Origin of the sequence: Yimella lutea (assembly GCF_006715095.1) — a bacterium.
Lineage (GTDB): Bacteria > Actinomycetota > Actinomycetes > Actinomycetales > Dermatophilaceae > Yimella > Yimella lutea.
Genome location: NZ_VFMO01000001.1, coordinates 964,079 through 984,345, shown reverse-complemented (window position 1 = coordinate 984,345; position 20,267 = coordinate 964,079). Strand labels below are relative to the sequence as shown.

16 protein-coding genes and 1 tRNA gene are annotated in these 20,267 nt (G+C 66.7%); 7 read left to right on the top strand and 10 right to left on the bottom strand.

Annotation, left to right across the window (positions count from 1 at the left end; all coding sequences use genetic code 11):
• Positions 1–1,665, bottom strand: a complete 1,665-nt coding sequence (locus FB459_RS04680) for a substrate-binding domain-containing protein (protein WP_141927623.1) — start codon at positions 1,663–1,665, stop codon at positions 1–3.
• A gap of 134 nt (positions 1,666–1,799) precedes the next feature.
• On the opposite strand from FB459_RS04680, the gene FB459_RS04675 reads away from it, so the two are divergent.
• The 3 genes from FB459_RS04675 (at position 1,800) to FB459_RS04665 (ending at position 4,628) form a co-directional block, all read left to right on the top strand.
• Positions 1,800–3,158 (top strand): AI-2E family transporter, encoded by a 1,359-nt coding sequence (locus FB459_RS04675; RefSeq protein ID WP_211345132.1) that lies wholly within the window; start codon positions 1,800–1,802, stop codon positions 3,156–3,158.
• A gap of 68 nt (positions 3,159–3,226) precedes the next feature.
• Positions 3,227–3,299: transfer RNA gene (locus FB459_RS04670), tRNA-Arg, on the top strand.
• A gap of 126 nt (positions 3,300–3,425) precedes the next feature.
• A complete protein-coding gene (locus FB459_RS04665; RefSeq protein WP_141927622.1) occupies positions 3,426–4,628 on the top strand; it encodes an MFS transporter in 1,203 nt (400 codons plus the stop codon).
• Between the two features lie 132 nt (positions 4,629–4,760).
• Here the strand turns inward: FB459_RS04665 and FB459_RS04660 are convergent, their stop codons facing one another.
• Positions 4,761–6,059: an HNH endonuclease signature motif containing protein gene (locus tag FB459_RS04660; protein WP_246092530.1), complete on the bottom strand. Its 1,299-nt coding sequence runs from the start codon at positions 6,057–6,059 to the stop codon at positions 4,761–4,763.
• A 600-nt stretch (positions 6,060–6,659) separates the two neighbouring features.
• Positions 6,660–7,682, bottom strand: coding sequence for a GTP pyrophosphokinase (locus FB459_RS04655; protein ID WP_141927621.1), 1,023 nt, complete (start codon positions 7,680–7,682; stop codon positions 6,660–6,662).
• Between the two features lie 144 nt (positions 7,683–7,826).
• Here FB459_RS04655 and FB459_RS04650 point away from each other — a divergent pair, with 144 nt between their 5' ends.
• A complete protein-coding gene (locus FB459_RS04650; protein ID WP_170221706.1) occupies positions 7,827–9,005 on the top strand; it encodes an MFS transporter in 1,179 nt (392 codons plus the stop codon).
• A 6-nt stretch (positions 9,006–9,011) separates the two neighbouring features.
• On the opposite strand, the gene FB459_RS04645 is transcribed toward FB459_RS04650, so the two are convergent.
• From FB459_RS04645 to FB459_RS04635, 4 genes are all read right to left on the bottom strand, one after another.
• Complete coding sequence (locus tag FB459_RS04645; RefSeq protein ID WP_141927619.1) at positions 9,012–10,484, bottom strand: WS/DGAT/MGAT family O-acyltransferase; 1,473 nt, start codon at positions 10,482–10,484, stop codon at positions 9,012–9,014.
• The gene (locus FB459_RS04640; protein ID WP_170221705.1) at positions 10,451–11,374 is read right to left on the bottom strand and encodes an alpha/beta fold hydrolase; all 924 of its coding nucleotides are present in this window, start codon (positions 11,372–11,374) and stop codon (positions 10,451–10,453) included. Before FB459_RS04640 ends, FB459_RS04645 begins: the two co-directional genes overlap by 34 nt.
• Complete coding sequence (locus FB459_RS17160) at positions 11,364–12,191, bottom strand: esterase/lipase family protein (protein WP_170221703.1); 828 nt, start codon at positions 12,189–12,191, stop codon at positions 11,364–11,366. Before FB459_RS17160 ends, FB459_RS04640 begins: the two co-directional genes overlap by 11 nt.
• A gap of 96 nt (positions 12,192–12,287) precedes the next feature.
• Positions 12,288–13,130 (bottom strand): serine hydrolase, encoded by an 843-nt coding sequence (locus FB459_RS04635; protein WP_141927617.1) that lies wholly within the window; start codon positions 13,128–13,130, stop codon positions 12,288–12,290.
• A 76-nt stretch (positions 13,131–13,206) separates the two neighbouring features.
• On the opposite strand from FB459_RS04635, the gene FB459_RS04630 reads away from it, so the two are divergent.
• The gene (locus tag FB459_RS04630) at positions 13,207–13,635 is read left to right on the top strand and encodes a pyridoxamine 5'-phosphate oxidase family protein (RefSeq protein ID WP_141927616.1); all 429 of its coding nucleotides are present in this window, start codon (positions 13,207–13,209) and stop codon (positions 13,633–13,635) included.
• A gap of 55 nt (positions 13,636–13,690) precedes the next feature.
• Positions 13,691–15,049 carry a hypothetical protein gene (locus FB459_RS04625; RefSeq protein ID WP_141927615.1) on the top strand — a complete coding sequence of 453 codons (1,359 nt, stop codon included), beginning with the start codon at positions 13,691–13,693 and terminating at the stop codon, positions 15,047–15,049.
• 71 nt (positions 15,050–15,120) lie between these two features.
• Here FB459_RS04625 and FB459_RS04620 read toward each other — a convergent pair whose 3' ends face one another.
• From FB459_RS04620 to pdxH, 3 genes are all read right to left on the bottom strand, one after another.
• Complete coding sequence (locus tag FB459_RS04620; RefSeq protein ID WP_141927614.1) at positions 15,121–17,034, bottom strand: potassium transporter Kup; 1,914 nt, start codon at positions 17,032–17,034, stop codon at positions 15,121–15,123.
• A 72-nt stretch (positions 17,035–17,106) separates the two neighbouring features.
• Positions 17,107–17,793, bottom strand: a complete 687-nt coding sequence (locus FB459_RS04615) for an iron-dependent transcriptional repressor DtxR (protein ID WP_141927613.1) — start codon at positions 17,791–17,793, stop codon at positions 17,107–17,109.
• A 628-nt stretch (positions 17,794–18,421) separates the two neighbouring features.
• A complete protein-coding gene (gene pdxH, locus FB459_RS04610; protein ID WP_141927612.1) occupies positions 18,422–19,099 on the bottom strand; it encodes a pyridoxamine 5'-phosphate oxidase in 678 nt (225 codons plus the stop codon).
• Positions 19,100–19,132: 33 nt separating this feature from the next.
• On the opposite strand from pdxH, the gene serC reads away from it, so the two are divergent.
• Complete coding sequence (gene serC, locus FB459_RS04605) at positions 19,133–20,242, top strand: phosphoserine transaminase (protein ID WP_141927611.1); 1,110 nt, start codon at positions 19,133–19,135, stop codon at positions 20,240–20,242.
• Positions 20,243–20,267: the final 25 nt, after the last annotated feature.

Below are 20,267 nucleotides of genomic sequence, written 5' to 3'. Positions count from 1 at the left end.
TCAGCTTCGGTGCAGGAATGCGTCGACGAACACAGTTGAGATCTCCGAGGGGTCCTTGGTCACGTAGGACAACCCGTCGGTTGCCCTCGCGATCTGCTTGAGCGCGGCCGGATCGGTGTCCTGGCCCATCGAGATGGCGACCAGCTTGATCGGCTTGTCGGGTTTGTAGGCGCCGCCGAGGTTCTTCAGCAGCTGCTGGAGACTGAGCCCGCCACCCGGGTCGTCGTTCTTGCCGTCGGTCATCACGACGATCGAGTTGACGTAGCCGTCTCGGTAGCTCTTGGTCGCCGCCTGGTACGCCGCCCAGATCGAGTCGTACAGACCGGTGTCCCCGTTCTTGTCGACCAAGGCGGGTAGCTGTCCGAGCTTGTCGACCATCTTCTGCTTGTGCGCGTTGCCGGCCGGGGTGTTACCGATCTCGGCGACCTCGGGAACGATCGCCAGATAATCCTTGCCCTTGCCGTCGAGGTCGGTGCTGAACGCCCAGGCACCGATCTGAGTCGTGCCCGGGAGCGCGTTCAGTGCGAGTTTCGCGGTGCTGGCGAGCAGGTCGATCCGGCTCTGCTTCGGCCCCACCTCGGCGATCATCGAGCCCGACACATCGACCAGGACGAGCATGCGTGCGTCGCGTGCCAGGTCACCCCACGACTTGACGGCGCTGACGTTCTCGGCGCTCTTGGGCGCCGCCACCAGCTTGATGTCGGAGGGAAGTGCCGAACCGTCCGGCGCCTGTCCCCCGGGCACCCGGAAGCCCGCCTTGTTCAGCGCCGACTTCGCCTGCGCGCTGCGCAGAGAGGCGAGCAACGCATCGATCGCGTTCTGCGGTGCGGAGGTTCCCTTGACCGGACGCACGAACGGGAAGTCGAGCTGCGGGACGCCTTCCTGCGGAATCAGCGGCCGCAGCTTCTTGTCCGGGTGGGTCCGGTCGAACTCGAGCAACTGTTGTTCCGACAGCGGGTATGCGCGTGCGGCGTCCGACCCCTGCACAGCGCGGCCGGCCAGCGACTCCGGCGACAGGGTCGAACGGCTGAGTCGAACGATCGAGCGCAGCAGGTCGGTGCGTTCCTGACGGGTGCCCGATCCGCGGTTCGCGACGGTCATCGCGGCGAGCGCGGTCGAGGAGACACCGGTGTCCTGAACGGTGACAGGGAGATTGCCGGCACTGAGCAGCTGCGCCCAAGTCGGGGTCTTGTCGAAACCGGGCAGGGAGGACTGTGCCTGCGGCACGCCGACGACCACGGGACTGCCGGCGATCGAACCGGAGTTTCCGACCCAGCCCGCACCGAGCTTCGCCGTGGCGTCGTCCACCCACATCGAGGAATCGGGGATCCACACATCCGGGATGCCTTGGCCGCCCGCCTTCACGGCCCGGTTGACGCTTTCGCCCGATGCGCGGCTGACGACGTAGTCCGCGCACAGCGTGGGGTTGGACTCCAACGCGTCCACCTGCTCGAAGACGACTGGGTACAACTCCGGGGTCACCGACACGGACACCTTCGCCGGCTCGGCGCAGGACGCGACCTCGTCCGACGAGCCGACCATCGCCGAGACCGCGCCACCGGTGCCGAGGGTGAGCGCGAGCAGTCCGGCGCCCGCGGCGATGCGCTTGTTTCGCGTAGGGCCGGCGGACGACGACGCAGCTGTGGATACCGAGGAGTCACTCATCGTTCCGGTAGGTTACCTGCCCGTTCTCGCGCTAGTTCCCCGTCGCGCCGATCGAGGTGGTTCAGTGGGGGCAGCGTCCGGCGCCGGTCCTCATCCTCGGGGCCGGTTCGGACTTCGCCGCTTGAAGGAGAACAATGCTGAAACGTCTGGGCTTGTCCCGCCTGGGTACAAAGCTCGCGGGCCCCAAACAGATGCCCACGCGTCCGGACGAGGACTCCGGCGACGGCACCGCCAAGGCACGGCCCCGCATCCTGGGCGAGCGGGTGGCTGCCGGGTCGAAGGTCGCGAAGGCGCGCATGACCAACGAGGGCGTCGACCGGGCCATGGTCATCGGACGAGGCATGCGTTGGACCGCCGGCTGGGCTCTGAGAACGCTGCTGATCCTGGCCGCCCTGTGGGCCGTGCTGAAGATCGTGGGCATCTTCTGGTCGGCCCTGCTGCCGGTGTGCTTGGCGCTCGTCATCGCCACCGTGTTGTGGCCGCCGACCCGCTGGCTGCGTTCGCGCGGCTTCTCCCCCGCGGCCGCCGCCGTCACCAGCCTGCTCGGTGCGATCGCAGTGTTCGCGGCGATCATCGCGCTGATGACGCCGATGGTGAGTTCGCAGGTGCCCGAACTCACCAGCAAGTCGATCGACGGGGTCAACAAGATCCAGGACTGGCTCGAAGGCCCGCCGTTCAACGTGCAGCCCGAGCAGATCGACAACGCGGTCAAGGCCATCACCGACAAGCTGCAGACATCCGGCGACAAGATCGCCAGCGGTGTCTTCACCGGCGTCACGACCGCCGGACACATCCTGGTCAACCTCATCGTGGCCCTGATCCTGTGCTTCCTGATGATCAAGGACGGACCGCACTTCCTGCCGTGGCTGCGCTCGATCGCAGGACGCGGCGCCGGCGCCCACTTCACCGAGATGCTCACCCGCGTGTGGCAGACCCTGTCCGGGTTCATCCGGACGCAGGCCCTGGTCTCTGCGGTGGACGCGTTCTTCATCGGTCTCGGTCTGGTGGTGCTCGGCGTCCCGCTCGCGCTGCCCTTGGCGCTGCTGACCTTCTTCGGTGGGTTCGTCCCGATCGTCGGTGCGTTCGTCGCCGGGACGCTCGCGGTGCTGGTGGCGCTGGTGACCAAGAGCGTCACGACCGCGTTGCTGGTGCTGCTGATCGTCCTGCTGGTGCAGCAACTCGAGGGCCACATCCTGCAGCCCTTGCTGCAGAGCCGTTCGATGGAGTTGCACCCTGCGCTGGTGTTGCTGTCGATCGCGCTGGGTGGCCAGTTGTTCGGCATCGTCGGCGCCTTCTTCGCCGTACCTCTCGCCGCGACGGTCGCGGTGACACTGCGCTATCTGGGTGAACAGATCGACCTGCGAACAGGTGACCTGTCTCCGGGCGAACTCGAGCCACTCACACCCGAAGGGCGGTACGCGGCCGAGCAAGCTGCCAAGGACACTCATCCGCCCGCCAAGGACGACCTGGCGGACAAGCTGGCCGAACTGTGAGTCGCCCGGTGAGTTCGGAGGTTCGACCACCTGCGAACTAGACTGCTCCGGCCGGGCATCCGGCCCCCGCCCTCGTAGCTCAGGGGATAGAGCACCGCTCTCCTAAAGCGGGTGTCGCAGGTTCGAATCCTGCCGGGGGCACTTCACGTGACGGATGACCTCACCTCATGCTCGACAGCTACTTCGGCTGATCCTTGAGACCGGACGACGACGGAGGGAACGGGCGATGGGCCGTGTGTTGTTCGCACGCCTCCGCGCCCAAGCATCATGAACCGCCTGGGCCGGCGCGGGGCGTTCTGGTCCGCGGCGTCCGTCCTGGGCCTGTCGCTCTGGTCGTCGGGAGCGCCGAGCGTCCTCTATCCGCTCTACGCGGTGAAGTGGGATCTACCGCCAGTCGCGGTCACGACCGTGTTCGCGACCTATCAACTCGCGCTGGTCGTGGTGCTCCCCTTGTTCGGGAATCTGTCCGACCTGTTCGGACGGCGCCGCATCATGCTCGCGGGCATCGCGCTCATGGCAGCCTCCGCGATCGTGTTCGCATTCGCACCCAACGTCGCCTTCCTCTATGTCGGACGCGTGCTGCAGGGCGCCGGGGCGGGCCTGGCAATGGGCGCCGCGACCGCGTCCCTGATCGAGAACAACACCAGCCGCAACCCTCGCTCCGCGAGCACTGTCGCCACCGTCGCGACGGCAACCGGTCTCACTTTTGCCCTGCTGCTCAGCGGCTTGTTCGCCGAACACCTCCCTCGCCCGCTGCTGTGGAGTTACATCGTCCTGCTCGTCCTTGCCGTGACGGCGGGTGCGGCGGTGTGGGCCACCCCGGACGACCGACCACTGATGACGAAGCGGTGGCGACCGCAGGTACCGTTCGTCCCCACCGGATTCCGGACCGGGTTCGTCATCTCGACGCTCTCGGTGAGCCTGGCTTACTGCGTCGGTGCGATCTTCCTGTCCTTGGGCGCCCACATGATCGACCAGTTCACCCACAACGAGAACACCGCTCTCGTCGGGAGCCTGCTGGCCACGTCATCCGCGTGCATTGGGGTCACTGGCCTTTTCCTGCCGCGGTTCCATGCCCGCGCTCTCATTTGGGCCGGCACCGCGCTCACTCTCGTGAGCCTCGCACTCATGGCGGCGGCCAGCGGCTTCGGATCGCTTCCGTTGTTCCTCGGCTGGTGCGTCGTCGGCGGGATCGCCTACGCGCTGGCGTTCACCGGCGGGCTCGGACTCATCAACGACCTGTCTCCTACGCATCACCGGGGTGCCACACTGTCGTTCCTCTATCTGGTCGCCTACACGCTGCAGGCCGCCACCGCGATCGGCGTCGGCGCGGTCGCCACTGTCGTCTCACTCAGCACCGCGGTGGGAGCGGCGGCGATCGTCCTCGCCGTGCTGTGCGAGGCGGTCGCGGTCTTGCTGCTCACGAGTAGACGGACCGCTACGCCGCTCACAAATCTCGCAGCGTCGTGACGCTACAAGTGCTCGCGTCGCTCTGATTCATTTCGCTCGAGAACGTCACCGAGTGGTGACAGGAATCATGTCCTGGCGAATGACCCCTCGGTGGAACTGAAAACATCGGTCGAACCTGAGGGCTTCGATCGGTCAGGCCGCGGAGGCGGTCTTCTTTTGGTGGTGCCAGGTCACGGTTTCGTCGGTAACGGTCGCGGTGAGGTTGTCACGGTGCACGATCCGGTGATGCGTGCCGCACAACAGGGCTGAGTTCGCCAGGGATGTTTCACCACCGGTCCACCACGGTTGAACGTGGTGGACCTCGCACATCACCGGCGGCCGCGTGCACCCATCGAAGCTGCAGTGCCGATCTCGTTGGATCACTGCTCGTCGCAGTTCCTTGTCGACCAACCGGACTTTGCGTCCGACGTTCAACGGTTGACTCTTCGAACCCAACACCATCGGAATGATCTCCGCATCACACGCCAACTGCCGCACCGTGTCCGGTGTGACACCCACACCACCATCAGTGACGCCCAACCCCGCAAGCGCTTTGGCGAGCACCCCGTAATCGATCGTGACCACCAACCGGGCCGTCCCGAACGTCTTCACACTGCCGTCACCATCAACAGCCTGCGCACCCACCATGATCAACATCAGCAACGCATCCGCGCGCCGCTTGCCCGGCGTCCGCAGATCCGGTTCACCCGACCTGCTCGCACCCGGGTAGTGCCGGTGATGCGGATCCTCGCAGCACTTCGACACCGGTGACGGCGCCGACAATGCTCCGATCGCGTGCTTGATCACCTCGGCATGATCAGCAGAGAAGTCACCGGTGAACCGCACCATGCCCTCCGGCAGATCAGTCCACGACAACGACTCGTGCCGCTGCAACGCGTCTTCCTTCTCATCCAGCACCTCCTGGCCGTACTCAGCCAGGATCCGCTTGGTCAACTCCCGCACCGCCCGCGCCCCATCACCCGGCGCCAGCGACAGGAACCACCCATAAATCTCGTCCACACCCGCGGTCGGCACCACCGCTTTCACCTTCGCGGTGTTGAACAACGCCGCATTCGCGATCGTGGTGTTCACCGCCCCCGAGGTCACCGCAGCAGCCAACCGAGCATTCAACGGCGACCGACACGCGTCCGCCAACCGAGCAACCCGGGCAGCATGCGCCGGCTCCAAACCACCAGCAGCCACAGCACACGACACATCAGAACCGTCGGAACAGTCGGAACCGTCGGAATCGTGTTCTGTCTCAACCGGATCCACCCGAACCAGGGGCCCCGCGAGCGACGCTGTCTGCGCGCCGAGCACTGAGCCCGCGTCCTCACCACTGGACAACCGTTGCACCCACTGCCCCGCACCCGCCGCGGTCGACCGATCCACCGCTCCCCGCTCGATCGCCTCAGCAGTTACCGCCACCAACGCTGCTTCCGCCTGCTGCATCATCACCGCCAACGACTGCGCCGCCACCGTCAGCTCCACATCACTCAGATTCACCGAGATCGACGCCAACCGGCACACATCCGGCAGCACCTCACGCACCGACCCAGCACACTCACCCGCCTCGCCCGGGTACGCAGGGGCCGGTTCAGCAGCCGTCGAACCGCACCGGGTCTCGATCGCGCCGCTCGCCCCTGGGGGCTCGCAGCTACTCGACCAGCGTTCGTTCACCATGCCCACTCACCCTCCCTTGGTGCGCTTCCGGTCTACCTTCATCGTACAGGTGTTCGAACAGTGTGGGGAAGGGTTTGGTCCCTGAATTTCGTTCGTCGACAACAGAATTCGCTACTTGACGGTATCCACAGCCCGGCTTCGCGGGCCTATTTATGCACAGCCCTTCCTCGGCGGGTCGGGTGTCCGTCTATGTCGCCGTGGTTTCGGCACCTGCGCCCTCGTACCTCGGGCGCAGGGCTCAACCAGCGAACGCTCCTAGGCCCCCGAAGCCTGCGGCCGGCGGTGGTGACATTCCGCCGTAGGGCTCAACCAGCCAAAGTCGGCGGAAGCCTTGGGCGTTCAGAAGCCGCTGATGAGTGCGTAGGCGAGTCAGCCGGCGGACTTCATCTTCGCCAGCCGCGTCTTCAGCCGGTCGACGCGGTGGGAGTTGTCGTGCAGATCGATGTACCTCTCACCGAACGCGACCAGCAGGACGTCATCCAACCGGCGGACGGCGCCCGGCGGGTTGCGATAACCCATTCGCCGGTCCACGTCCGCGACGTCGATACTGCGGATCGCATCGGCGAGCTCGGTCAGCGAGGTGATCCCGAGCTCGAGGACGAGCCCCGACATCCAGGCGTAGTGCTCCGGACGCGACCAGCTGGCGTCCGCGTACTGACCGGCCAGGAACGCGGCCAACTCGCGCGGGTCGATGCGCGGGTCGACCTCGGGGTCGCCGGAGGAGGGCGCGTGCACCGGCCGTTGCAGGCGTTCGCGGATCGCCGAGAACTCGAGGTCGGCGAGCTCGAGCAGACCCGCCGCAAGACTGAAACGACGATCGAAGTCGGAGCGGTACTCATCCGGAACCGTCCCCTTGTAACGGATGTCGTGCTCGAACTCGGCCCATGCGTGCTGCAGCACGGTACGGATCTGCACCTGTACGTGCCGGTCTCCGATCTTCGGGTGGGCCTTGCGGTCCTCGGCCGAGAGCTGGATCTGCAGGTGCCGGCTCGCGTAACCCCAGCGCCCCTCGCTCGCGGTCTCGCTGCCCATGTCCCGGTCGTCCAGCACGACTGCCTCGGTGGCCAGCAGTTGAGCGACCGCCGCGACGTCCGAACGCACGTAGGTGATGACCCGCAGACCGATCACGTCGCCGATGTCGGACATCGGGTCGGGATAGACCGGCGTACCGTCCCGCAACCGGCCGGCCTTGTCGGCGAACGACTCGACGCTCTTGGCTCGGCCGGTGACGGTCAGGTAGTTGAGGCCGGCGTCGTCCAGGATGCCGACGACGAGATCGACCGCTTCTTCAGCGGCGACGCGCAACTTCGGGTGCAGGGAGGCGTACTGCTGGGTAGCACGACGAACGACTTCCTGGTGCGGGAGCGGACGCGAACCACGGGACGACGGCATGGGTGCAGCATGTCAGGCCGGCGACCCGGACGGCGAGCACCGGTCCACAAGCCCACCGATCGGTCGGTGCGGTGGGAGGGGCGCACGACGGATGTCCGCACCTGCAGTGATGCTCGCCGGATTCATGCCTGCCAGGCTGTGCCGGTGAAGCCATGGATGCGCGTCGCGTTCGCGCTGTTCGTCGTCGGATGGGGGGCCAACGAGTTCTCCCCGCTGCTGCTGGTCTACCGCGCGGAGAACGGACTCACCCCCACCTTCGTCAACGCGATGTTCGCGGCATACGTTCTCGGCCTGGTCCCGGCCCTGCTGGGTTCGGCTGCACTGGCCGGACGCTTCGGCCACCGTGCGGTGCTCCGACCGGTCATGGTGTTCAGTGCTCTCGCCTCGGCTGTGCTGGCGATCGGTGAATCGAACTCCGTCCTGCTGTTCATCGGACGTGTGCTGTACGGCATGGCAACCGGTGCCGCCATGGCGCCGGGCTCGACCTGGGTCAAGGAACTGTCCAGCGATGCACCTGCAGGGACGGGCGCCCGTCGGGCCGCGATGTCGTTGTCGGGCGGGTTCTGCCTCGGCCCCGTGGCGGCCGGGGTGCTCGCCGAATGGGTTGCCGGCCCCAAGGTCGTCCCGTACCTCGTCCACATCGCCCTGACGGCTGTTGCCGCGGCGGTCGTGTGGAACGCTCCGATGCGCTCCCAGCATGCCCCCGACCATCTCGTCGCGATCGGCGAGCCGGACGTCCCTGCGACTCGCCCGTCGCACGCGGCCCTGTCGACGCATTTCTGGGGACGCATCGCGCCGATGGCGCCGTGGGTGTTCGCCTGCCCGTCGCTGGGCATCGTCACCATCCCCGCCCTCGTCGGTCAGCACATCAGCGGCTGGTCGATCGCCTTCAGCGGCGCCATGTCGGGTGTGACGCTCGGCATCGGCGTGCTGGTGCAGCAGCCCGCCCGTGACCTGGAGGCGCAGCGTCCGGGCGTGGTCAGCCTGCTCGGCATGGTGGCCGTGCTGGTCGGCATCCCGATGGTGGCTCTCGTTGCGTGGCAACCGAATCCGCTGCTAGCAGTTGCCGCCGGAGCGGTGCTGGGGTGCGGATACGGACTCAACCTCGTCGGCGGGCTCACCCGCGTCGAGCACGCCGCCGACGCGACTCACCTGGCGATGACCAACGCGGTCTTCTACTGCCTCACCTATCTCGGCTTCTTCCTGCCGATGATCATCGCCGCGCTCGCCTCACGCTGGCACACCCAACAGGTCATGGCCGGGCTGTGGATCGCAGCCGTGGCGAGCGCAGCGGTCGCCTTGGCCGCACGACGAGCAGCCTGAGACCGGTCAATCAGTCTGTGAGGCGGGCCGTTCGGCCTCCTGCACCAACAGCGCCAGTTCCTCGACCGCCCACTCGCAGATCTGCTGCGGGTCAGGCACCAGTTCCGGATCGGTGGTGATGCCCACATGCAGCAGATCGCGGTAGCCCAGCAGGGTGATGTTGAGCCCGATCCCGTCGGCCAACACCGACAGCGGGTACATCGCCTGCAGTTCCGCGCCCGCGACGTATGCCTGCCGGCTGCCACCGGGCACGTTGGAGATGATGAGGTTGAACGGCCTGATGGTGCGGAAGATGCCGGTCTCCCACATCGCGCGAGCAGCACGGCCGAAGATCACCGGCGGCGCGAACTGCATCGCCGACGTCAGCACCGTCGGTGGCACCGCTCCACCCTTCTTGCGTGCCGACTTCGTGAACTTCGAACTGCGCCGCAGGCGGTCCTTCGGGTCCTCGAGGTGAGTGGGCAGCGTGGCCAGCATCGCGGTGACGAAGTTGCCCTGCTCGGACCGATCCGCCGAGCGGACCGCCACCGGCACCATCGCCACGAGCGGCGTCCCGGTGACTCCCCCGTCCTGCAGCAACCATCGCCGGACGGCGCCCGCCATCACCGCCATCACCACGTCGTTCACAGACGTGCCGAACGCGTTCTTGACCGTCTTGATGTCGTGCAACGGCAGGTCGATCACGCCGAGCCGCCGACGGCGCGAAATACGTCCGTTGAAGGTGGTGACCGGTGGTCGGACCGGCAGGGAGTCGGTGACGATCTCCGGATCGGCGTCCTTTTGCCGCAACGGATTACGCGGCTTGAGTGCGCTGAGCGAGAGCATCGCCGGGGTCCACTTCGCCAGGCCGGTCACGACCGTCCATGCATCGCCCGGACGCTGCAACATCCCGATCGCCGAGCGGGCCAGCAGACCCACCGAGGACGGCGCCGGCTCCGGAACGAACTTGAACGGTTTCCCGGTCAGCTGTAGTGGCTCCAGGTCGACGAGCGCACTGAGCACCTCCATGCCGGACACCCCGTCGATCACCACGTGGTGCGTTTTGGTGATCAACGCGACGCGCCCATCGGCAAGTCCGGTCACCAGGTACAACTCCCACAGTGGACGGCTGGTGTCGAGCGGTCGCTCGTGGATGCGCGTCGCCAACTCCATGAGTTGCTCGACCGTGCCCGGACGCGGCAGCGCACTCTCTCGCACGTGGTAACTCAGGTCGAAGTGGTCGTCGTCGACCCAGTAGGACCGGTCGAGGCCGAACGGCACCTCGGCCAGGCGCTTGCGGAAGAAGATGACCCGGTCGAGGCGCTCGGCGACGAACTGGGTGATGTGTGCCAGGTCGAACTCATCGTCGAGACCGGACGGATCCAGCAACATGATGCTGCTGATGTTGCCCGTCATGGTGGAGTTCTCGAGCCCGAGGAACGCCGCGTCGAGGGCGGAGAGTTGCTTCATGCGGCGGGTCGGATATGCGAATCCACCCATCCGACAATGGTTTTCGCGGTGCGATCGGGGTGCTCGATCATCGGCACGTGACCGGTGGCCTCCCACTCCTCGTACATCCAGCGAGGGTTGGCCCGCTTGGCCCACCGCGCCGCCTCGACCGGCACCAACCGGTCCTGCACGCCGTGGATCAGCAGGACGGGCACCCTGATCGCCCGGTAACGGCCGAGCACGGCACCGTGCGAGATGGTTTCCTGGAACATCGACCGGGCGGCGATACCGAGTGCCTGCATCGCGTCCGGGAACTGGCGGCGAGCCTTGGCCATGTCGACATGCACGTCGAACATGTCGTTGTCCCGCGAGCCGTAGTCGGCGAAACAGATCCGCATCGCATTGTCGACCTCCGCCTCCGGCGTGATCGGACGCTTACGTGCGCGGCTGTACATACCGACGGCGGCCGGAGTGAAAAGCGTTCGCAGAGAGGAGATCTGGCGTCCGGGATGACGGCGCGGGGCGGGCATCGCCGGGTTGAGCAGCACCACGCCGCGCACCAGGTCGGGGTGCGCGGACGCGACCATCGCGCAGATGAGCCCACCCATCGAGTTGCCGGCGACCAGGGCGGGCGCACCGACGACAGTCTCGATGAACTGCCGCACCAATTTGGCGTTGCTGCGCACGGTCGGCGAGCGATCCGCGGCACGGGTCAGACCGAATCCGCCGAGATCCGGCGCGTAGACGTGGTACCCCGCGTCGCGCAGCAGAGGTCCGATCAGCATGTAGTTCAACGAATGTCCGCCGAGTCCGTGGACCAGCACGAACGGCGTGCCGTCGCCACCGAAGTCGAGGTAGTGAACCTCACCGTCGAGATCGACCGTGCGGTACTCGGCTCCACGCTCGGCCAGCGGTGCGGTGAACGGGCTCTCAGGCGACATCGGCATCTCCGTGTGGGTTTTCGGACTCGGGGAAGAAGCAACGCAGGGCACCCGGCGGCACGAACGGACGCCAGTCGTCCTCCGGTTGGGCGAGACGGTCGGCGATCGCGTAGAACATGTGCGGATCGAAGCCGATCGACAGGTGACTCGAGCGCACGCGAACGCTCTCGGAGTGTTCGGTCGCAGGCTCGAGACAGTGCTGCCACGCCACGATGCCGTCCTCCTTGGAATAGAACGACGTGGAGGGCACCGACAGCGGGTACGCGCTTCGACCGGTCGCGGTGGGTTGCTCGGCATCCTGTGCGTGCAGATGAGCGAACCGGGTGAACATGGATTCGGCGCGGGATTGGCGCGGGTGCTGCAGCCGGTAGGGCGAAGCGAGCGTGATGACCTGACGGATGCACTCGGGGTGCTGGTGAGCCAGTTCGCGAGCGTAGATACCGCCCAGGCTCCACCCGATCACCGAGACCTTGGCGCGGTTGCGGCGAGCGATGCGCTGGATCGCGACCGGAAGCTCGGCACGAACGGCGGCCGTGGGACCGACATTACGGCCCAGGTGCCAGCCGTACGGGCGCCAGCCGCGCAACCGCAGGAAGTTGCGCAAGGCGAGTGTGGACAGGTCGTTCGCGCCCAACCCGGGCAGGACGAGGACCGGGTGGCCGTCTCCGGAGGCCGTGGTGGCAAGCAGCGGCACCGCCGACGCCATCAGGTGCACACCGAGGGCGACGCGCGGAATCTCGGTGGCGAGCCAGAACGCGCCCGGCGGTCGGGCGACCCGATCGGCCACCGACGCCTCGAACTTCTCGAGGGACCCCATGACTGCTCACCTCTTCACACTCGGGACGGTGCAACACGTCCCGAGATCCATTGTGCTCCTAGGGCGCGAGCACGAGTGCATCGGAACTACGGGCGATCAGGTCAGCGGCGTGGCCAGTTCGCGGAAGACGATCGAGCTGACCCCGTTGAGCGTGTCGCGCCCGTAGTAGAACCCGTTCGGCGAGCGCGACAACATCGCCATCTGATAGTCGCGGCCGTACCCCTTGATCCGGCCGACCGAGTTGAGCCGGTAGCCCCCCGTCCGCGGCCCCCAGCCGTTCTTGACCTCGGCGTTCACCATGGAGGCGAAGGAGGGGTTGACCACGCCCCAGATCTGACTGGAGGTCACGTTCGACATCCAGGAGCGGACGTAGGTGCGCTCGGCAGGGGTGAGCACCGGCGTCCCGTTGACCAGGTAGGTCTCCAGCTTCAGGAAGTCCCACGGCACGGTCGTCGAATAGCCCCACCAGGTGGAACTGCCGGCAGCGCCGCCACCCCGGATCGTCGTGTACGTCAGACCGAGGAGCCGGGTCACCCGCTGGACGTTCGAGACGCCCACCTGCGCCAGCAAGGTGTCGGTCGCGGCATTGTCGCTCGAGCCCATCATCCGTCCGATGAGGGTGCGCTGGGAGGAGGTCAACGGACGCCCCTGCTCGCGGGACACCCGCAGAACCGTGCACAGGATGAGGATCTTGACCGTGCTGAGCGTCTCGTTGGAGAACGAGTTGTAGGTGTAGTGCACCCCGGTCCGGTTGTCCCACAACGAGATTCCGACCGTCCCCCCGTGAGCGCGTACATAGGAACCGATCGTCGAATCCAAGCGCGTCTTCGTGACAGCGCTCGCGGGCGGCGCGATCGCCAAGCTCAGCATGGGGGCCGCGGCCACACCCATCGCCCCGAGGAGAACTCGACGACGCCCGACCTGCGTTTGCTTCAGCACGTCGGAAACTTACCCCGTGCCATCGCCCGCGACTAGTACTACCATGAGTAGTAATCAGCGAGAGAGGCGAACCACGATGACCGACGACACGTTCCGACCGACCGAACTCAGCGATCTCGAGTGCTACGAGTTCCTGCGCAGCCGGGAACTCGGGCGCCTGGCCTACCACCTGCTCGGTGAAGTGCACATCGTTCCCGTCAACTACGCGGTCGACGACGACAACCGGTTGATCTTCCGCACCGCGGAGGGAAGCAAGCTGTTCGGCATCACGATGAACGACGACGTGGCGTTCGAGGTCGACCAACTTCTGGGGGACGAAGCCATCAGCGTGATCGTGCGCGGGCGCGCACACGTCTTGGAGGCAGACTCCGCATACGTCGCAGAACGGGTCCGCCTGCGTCCCTGGATCAACACCCCGAAGTTCAATGTCGTCGCGATCGACCCGAACGAGGTGACCGGACGGCGGTTGCACATGCACCGGCCGTGGCTCAGCATGCGCGGCTGAGGGGTTCGGGCTGGGTACTCTGACGGCGAGACTCCCTCGCCCGGAAGGCATCCCGATGAAGCGCGCCATGGCCGCGACCACCACCCTGCTCGTGTCCGGCCTCGGCGCCGTCCACGCCGGCCCCGCTTCGGCTTCCGTTGCGCTGCCGACCGCCGTGACGCGCACTGCTGCAGGCAACTACCTGCCGGCCGCCCCGACTCGGCTCGTCGACACGCGCATCGGACAGGGTGCTCCGATCGGTTCGGTCGACACGGGTGAATCGGTGACCGTTCGTGCAGCGGGCGTCGCGGGTATTCCCGCGACCGGAGTCCGCGCGATCGTGGTCAACCTGACTGCTGTGAAGGCACGTTCGAGAGGGTGGTTCACCGCATTCCCGTCCGGCACCTCGCTGCCTGCGACGTCGACACTCAACTTCCGCGCCGGGTGGACCGGGTCCGTCACCGCGACCGTGCCCGTAGGTGCTGACGGCACGATCATCGTGCGCGCCGGTGCAGGCGGCGCCGATCTGCTGGTCGATGTCGTGGGCTGGTACGCCGGGACGGGCTCCACGCAGACCGGTGGGACGCTGCTGAGCCCGCAGGATCCCTACCGTCTCGACGACACCCGCTACAACAAGGGAGCGTTGAGCTCCGGCAGTACCCGCGTGGAGGAGTTCGGCTTCTACGACAGCGCCGGGTCGCGACTCAAGGCGGTCGTCGCCAACATCACGGCGGTCGCCGGGTCGACCTCCAGCGGATATCTGACGACGTGGAGCGGCACGGGTACCCGCCCGGCGACGTCCACCCTGCAGTACGCCCGCAACGAAGTCTCGCCCAACACCACGAACGTGCCGGTCACCTACCGAGGCGTCGACGCACTGGGCAACTCCCGCTACTCCTTCGGCATCACCGCGATCGGCGCGGGGTCCGTCGATGTCGTCGTCGACATCGCCGGCTTCTACACGACCGCTGCGGACGGCGTGGGCTCCGTCTTCGTGCCGGTGACCCCGACGCGCCTGGTCGACTCCCGGTTCGGCCTCGGCACGACCAAGGCTGCGCGCGGCACCAACAGCACAACGAACCTGCTGGTCCCCGGCCACCTGGTGAACACTCGTACCCAGGCCTTCGTCGGCAACCTCACCGGCACGAGAGCCACCACCGGCACGCACCTGACGATGTGGTCCGGCACGGCACCCACGGACAGCAGCACTACGAACGTCGCGCCGAACCGCGAGCGCGCCAACGGGACTGTGGTCGTGACACCGCGCAACGACGACAACACCCGGCTGCGTTACTCGGTGTACAACCGGTACGCCTCCTGCGACTTCATCGTCGACATGACCGGTCGGTTCGACACCTCACCCGACCAGCCGGCCGGTGCGTTCAGCAGCAAGCGGATCGTGAGCCACAAGTCCTACCCGATGCCCACGCGCTGATCCGGGCAGCGCCGAGCCGTCTCCGGGCGGCTCAGAGCGGCTCAGAGCGGCTCAGAGCGGCTCAGAGCGGCTCAGAGCGCGACGTTCGCACCCATGATCACCGTGCGCTCCTCGGGTAGCCGGAAGTACTGCACCGGAGTGGCCGCATTGTGTGCGAGGCCGATGACGATACGCTTGCGCCACTTGGGCATCGAACTGTCCTGCGACATCTGCACGCTGATCCGGGACAGGAAGTAGTAGACCTCGTCGGCGTCGAAGTCGACGCCCATGTCACGAGCGGTCTCCAACGCGGCCGGCACGTCCTGGTCGTCCATGAAGCCGAAGCGCACCGTGAGGTGGGTGATGTGGTCGAACGGGTCGCCGAGGTCGTCGATCGTCACCCGTTCGTCGAGGGGCACGTGCGGGATGTTGGCCGAGACGGTCGTGACGATGAGGACGTTCTCGTGGATCACGTGGTTGAAGCTCGCGTTCTCACGCAGCGCCAACGGTGCGGTCTCCTTGCTGGGGTGCATGAAGACTGCGGTGCCGGGCACCCGCATCAATGGATCGGCGTGCAGGTCGTCCAGGAACGGCAGCAGCGGGCCCTCAAGCTTGGCGCGCCGTTCGGTGATGATGGTCTGCCCTCGGCGCCACGTGAACATCACGGTCGCCACACAGGCTGCGACGAGCAGCGGCAGCCAGCCACCGTGCGTCACCTTGGAGAGGTTCGCAGAGACGAAGATGATCTCCAGCGGGGCGAAAAGTATGAGCACCAAGGCGATTCGCCACGTCGGCCACTTCCACCGAGCGCGAGCCAGCATCAGGAACATCAGGGTGGTGATGATGAACATGCTCGTCACCGCGACGCCGTAGGCGGCAGCGAGGCGCTCGGACGACCGGAACATCAGCATGAGCACGATCACGCCACCGAACAACATCCAGTTGATGGCGGGGACGTAGATCTGACCGCCCTCGTGCTCGGACGTCTGCCGCACGGTCAGGCGCGGCAGGTAACCGAGGCGTTCGGCCTGACGTGACATCGAATAGGCACCGGAGATGACCGCCTGGGATGCGATCACGGTTGCCAGGGTCGCGAGCGCGACCAGCGGCAGGGTGGCCCAGGTCGGCGCGAGATGGAAGAACGGGCTGTCGATCTTCGTCGGGTCCTCGATGATCATGGCGGCCTGACCGAGGTAGTTGATCAGCAGGCACGGCATCACCATGAAGAACCACGCGCGCGACAAGGGCGGACGCCCGAAATGCCCCATGTCGGCGTAGAGCGATTCCGCTCCGGTCACGGCCAGCACGACGGCGCCCATCGCGACAAACGCGACGAAGGGTTCGCCGACCAGGAAGTCGAGCGCGTACGTCGGGGACAGACCCTTCAGGACGCTCGGCTGGGCGGCGATGTGCGGGATCCCGAGCAGGGCGAGCGTGAGGAACCAGATGACCATCACCGGGCCGAACGCGCGTCCGATCTTCTCCGATCCGAAACGCTGGACGGCGAAGAGGAAGACGATGATCACCAAGGCCAGCGGAAGGATCCAGTCGTGGACCTCCGGTGCCGCGACCTCCAGGCCCTCGACCGAGGACAGCACCGAGATCGCCGGCGTGATGATGCTGTCGCCGTAGAAGAGCGCCGCCCCGATCACGCCCAGGACGACGATCGTCCGGAATCTCCTGCCGCCCGGCTTCACGCTGCGCCGGGTCAGGTGCGAGAGCGCCATGATGCCGCCCTCACCGTCGTTGTCGGCGCGCAGGATGAACACGATGTATTTCACGCTGACGATGCCGGTGATCGACCAGAAGATCAGCGAGATGATGCCCAGGACGTGCGGGATCGTTGCCTTCACGTCGCCGTGGTCGATGTTGAACACCGTTTGCATCGCATACAGCGGGCTGGTGCCGATGTCGCCGAAGGCGACACCGAGGGCCGAGACGACGAGACCGAAGCCGGCCTTCTTACCGGCGGCGGCGCCGGAGTGAGGTGCAGTCACTCGGACCATTGTGCAGGCCTAGGAACCTGGGCGCAGGTCAGCCTCCCCTTCGTGATCCGAGCCACGGGTCGCGGCCGTTCGTCAGGCGTCGACGAAAACGTGACTGGCCACGTCGAGCGGCAGCGAGATCGCCTCCGCGCCGACCGCCTGCACCAGGACGCGGTCGCCGTCGCGGCGTGAACTGACGCGAGCGCCCGGAACGACTCCCCCGGTGGTCAACACGGCGAGGGTGTCGTGGTCGGCCTGTGCCGGTTCGCCGATGCGACGCACGACGTGGTCGGCCTCGGTGTCGGTGACGGCCGAGGTGAGCGGCACGACGCCGTCGCGGAACTTGGTCGCGGTAGCCGTCTGCCCGAGCTCCTCCAGCCCCGGGATCGGGTTGCCGAACGGCGAGAGCTCCTTCTCCTGAAGCAGCTCCAGAATCTTCAGTTCGACGCGGTCGCTCATCACGTGCTCCCACCGGCACGCCTCGTCGTGGACGTACTCGAGTTCCATCCCGAGGACGTCGACCAACAGTCGCTCGGCGATGCGGTGCTTGCGCATGACGCGGGTCGCGAGCAGCCGCCCCTGCGGCGTGAGTTCGAGGTGCCGGTCACCGGCGAGCGTGAGCAGACCGTCCCGCTCCATGCGGGCGACCGTCTGGGAGACGGTGGGACCGGAGTGCCCGAGACGCTCGGCGATACGGGCCCGCAGCGGCACGATGCCTTCTTCCTCGAGGTCGAAGATCGTGCGCAGGTACATCTCGGTGGTATCGATCAGGTCACTCACGGTGCCCAGCCTGCCACCTACCACCGACGCAGGGGCCGTTGGTCCCGAAACTGACCGGGCGCCATGGCCCGACCGGACCGCTCGGCGAAAGGTTTCGTCATCTTTATTTGAAACCGACCCCAGATGGGGTAGAAATGTCGTCGGACGAAGAACTACCCCTTGGTTCTTCTGTCTTGGATGTCCCTCGTTGGACATCGCGGCCGGTGCGCACCCCTTGGCGTGCCGGCCGCTTCCATGTCCGGCACAGGTCATCCGCAGGCCATGTGCGCGTTGTTGGTGCCGCATCGCGAGAAGCCGGCCCCAGCGAAGGCCCACGAATCTTCGAAGCCTGTCCCGGCTGCCGGCTGATCGTCACGCGGGCATGGAACAGCCCATGGGTTCCGGCCTGATGGCCGGTGCGTGCTGGACGATGCACGCTCCCACGGGCTGCGGCGGCGGCGATGGATTCGCTCCCGCACGTCCACGGTCTGCCACTACGGCGGACCGAAGGGTGCGCTAGCGCGCAACCACCTCACGCGTCCGATAAGAAATCATGAGTCGGACCACCTCCTTTCTCGTGTACCTCCGAGCGTAGGTCGGTGATCGCCCTCGATCAACGGGTTTTTCTCCTGTCGGCCTTGGGGCCGGTTCAGGGCTGGCGACGCTCGACGCGCCAGCAGTCGTCCGCGAGATCGCCGTCACCCTCGCGCAGGTAGACCAATCGGTCGTGCAGCCGCGAGGAGCGTCCGGCCCAGAACTCCACAGCGTGACAGTCGATGAGGTACCCGCCCCAGTTGTCGGGTAGCGGGACGTCGTCGGCGTGACCGGTGTCGGGGAACTTGAGTTCGAGTTCGCGGACGCGATCCTCCAGCACCGTGCGGTCATGGATCGGCTGGGACTGCGCCGACGCCCACGCACCGATCCGACTACCCCATGGACGGGACTCGAAGTACGTGCGGACGGTGTCGCGGTCGAGCAGTCGTGCGGTGCCCTCGAAGCGGATGGCACGGAACATAGGTGCCCACGTCACCGTGCCGGCGATCTTCGGATTCTCCTGCAGGGCAACGGCTTTGCGCGAGTCGAGATTGGTGTAGAAGCCGGGCCCGGCAGGCTCGAGGTAGCGCATCAGCACGGTGCGGACGCTCGGCCCGCCGTCAGCGTCGACGGTGGCGATCGAGATCTGGTCGGGCTCGCGAAGGTCGGATTCCTGCTGGCTTCGGGCGCGGGCCTGCTCGACCCAGCCGCGGACCAACTCCCACGGCGCAGCGGGAATCTGTTGTTCGTCGAGGCCTTCGCCGGCGTAGTCCCATCGGGCGATCGGTTCCATGGCCCAAAGCTACGCGCTGCCAGACTGTGCAGCGTGACCGATGTGGTGAAGATCCCCAGCGAACTCCTGCCCACCGACGGGCGCTTCGGCAGCGGGCCCAGCAAGGTACGCCCAGAGCAGCTCGTTTCACTTGCCGCACAGGCACGCTCGGTGATGGGCACCAGCCACCGCCAGGCGCCGGTGCTGGGGCTCGTGGCCCGCGTCCAGGAACGTCTCGCCTCGCTCTACGACCTCCCCGACGGGTACGAGGTCGTGCTCGGGTTGGGTGGCTCGACCACCTTCTGGGACGTCGCCGCCTGCAGCCTGGTACGCGAGCGGTCGCAGCACGCGGTGTTCGGTGAGTTCAGCTCGAAGTTCGCGACCGTCACCACGAAGGCTCCGTTCCTCGCCGACCCCGACGTGCGTTCGGTGGAGCCCGGCGGCGTGGCCGACCTGTCCCCGGTCGACGGCGTCGACCTGTACGCGACCGCGCACAACGAGACGTCGACCGGCGCGATGATCGAGGTCGAGCGGGTGGACGCCGACGCACTGACCGTCGTCGACGGCACCTCGGCCGCGGGCGGCCTCGAACTCGACGCATCCGCCTGCGATGTCTACTACTTCGCTCCGCAGAAGTCCTTCGCCTCGGACGGTGGACTCTGGCTCGCGCTGATGTCGCCGGCTGCTCTCGAACGCGCCGCCGAGATCACCGCGCGGGGCGACCGGTGGATCCCCGACTCCCTCAACCTGCAACTCGCGATCGAGAACTCGCGCAAACACCAGACGCTCAACACTCCGGCCCTGGCGACGTTGATCATGCTCGACGAGCAGTTGGCCTGGATGCTCGAGCACGGTGGGCTCGCGGGATGTGCGAGCCGTACTTTCGACAGCAGTTCGCGTTTGTACTCCTGGGCGGACGCGTCCTCGTACGCGTCGCCGTTCATCACCGATCCGAAGCACCGTTCCCAGGTCGTCGGCACGATCGACTTCGACGAGTCCGTCGACGCGGCGGCACTCGCGAAGACGTTGCGCGGCAACGGGATCGTCGACACCGAGCCGTACCGAAAGCTCGGCCGCAACCAGTTGCGCATCGGCATGTACCCCGCCGTCGAACCCGACGACGTCTCCGCGCTGACCAGGTGCATCGACTTCGTGCTGGGCTGAGTCGTTCACTCGGCCTGATGGCGTA

Bases quoted from the DNA above. Each gene is read 5' to 3' on its own strand.
- FB459_RS04675 (WP_211345132.1), top strand. From the start codon at position 1,800: ATGCTGAAACGTCTGGGCTTGTCCCGCCTGGGTACAAAGCTCGCGGGC.
- FB459_RS17160 (WP_170221703.1), bottom strand. From the start codon at position 12,191: ATGGGGTCCCTCGAGAAGTTCGAGGCGTCGGTGGCCGATCGGGTCGCC.
- FB459_RS04655 (WP_141927621.1), bottom strand. From the start codon at position 7,682: ATGCCGTCGTCCCGTGGTTCGCGTCCGCTCCCGCACCAGGAAGTCGTT.
- FB459_RS04640 (WP_170221705.1), bottom strand. From the start codon at position 11,374: ATGTCGCCTGAGAGCCCGTTCACCGCACCGCTGGCCGAGCGTGGAGCC.
- pdxH (WP_141927612.1), bottom strand. From the start codon at position 19,099: ATGGAACCGATCGCCCGATGGGACTACGCCGGCGAAGGCCTCGACGAA.
- FB459_RS04665 (WP_141927622.1), top strand. From the start codon at position 3,426: ATGAACCGCCTGGGCCGGCGCGGGGCGTTCTGGTCCGCGGCGTCCGTC.
- FB459_RS04660 (WP_246092530.1), bottom strand. From the start codon at position 6,059: ATGCAGCAGGCGGAAGCAGCGTTGGTGGCGGTAACTGCTGAGGCGATC.
- FB459_RS04620 (WP_141927614.1), bottom strand. From the start codon at position 17,034: ATGGTCCGAGTGACTGCACCTCACTCCGGCGCCGCCGCCGGTAAGAAG.
- FB459_RS04625 (WP_141927615.1), top strand. From the start codon at position 13,691: ATGAAGCGCGCCATGGCCGCGACCACCACCCTGCTCGTGTCCGGCCTC.
- FB459_RS04645 (WP_141927619.1), bottom strand. From the start codon at position 10,484: ATGGGTGGATTCGCATATCCGACCCGCCGCATGAAGCAACTCTCCGCC.
- FB459_RS04630 (WP_141927616.1), top strand. From the start codon at position 13,207: ATGACCGACGACACGTTCCGACCGACCGAACTCAGCGATCTCGAGTGC.
- FB459_RS04680 (WP_141927623.1), bottom strand. From the start codon at position 1,665: ATGAGTGACTCCTCGGTATCCACAGCTGCGTCGTCGTCCGCCGGCCCT.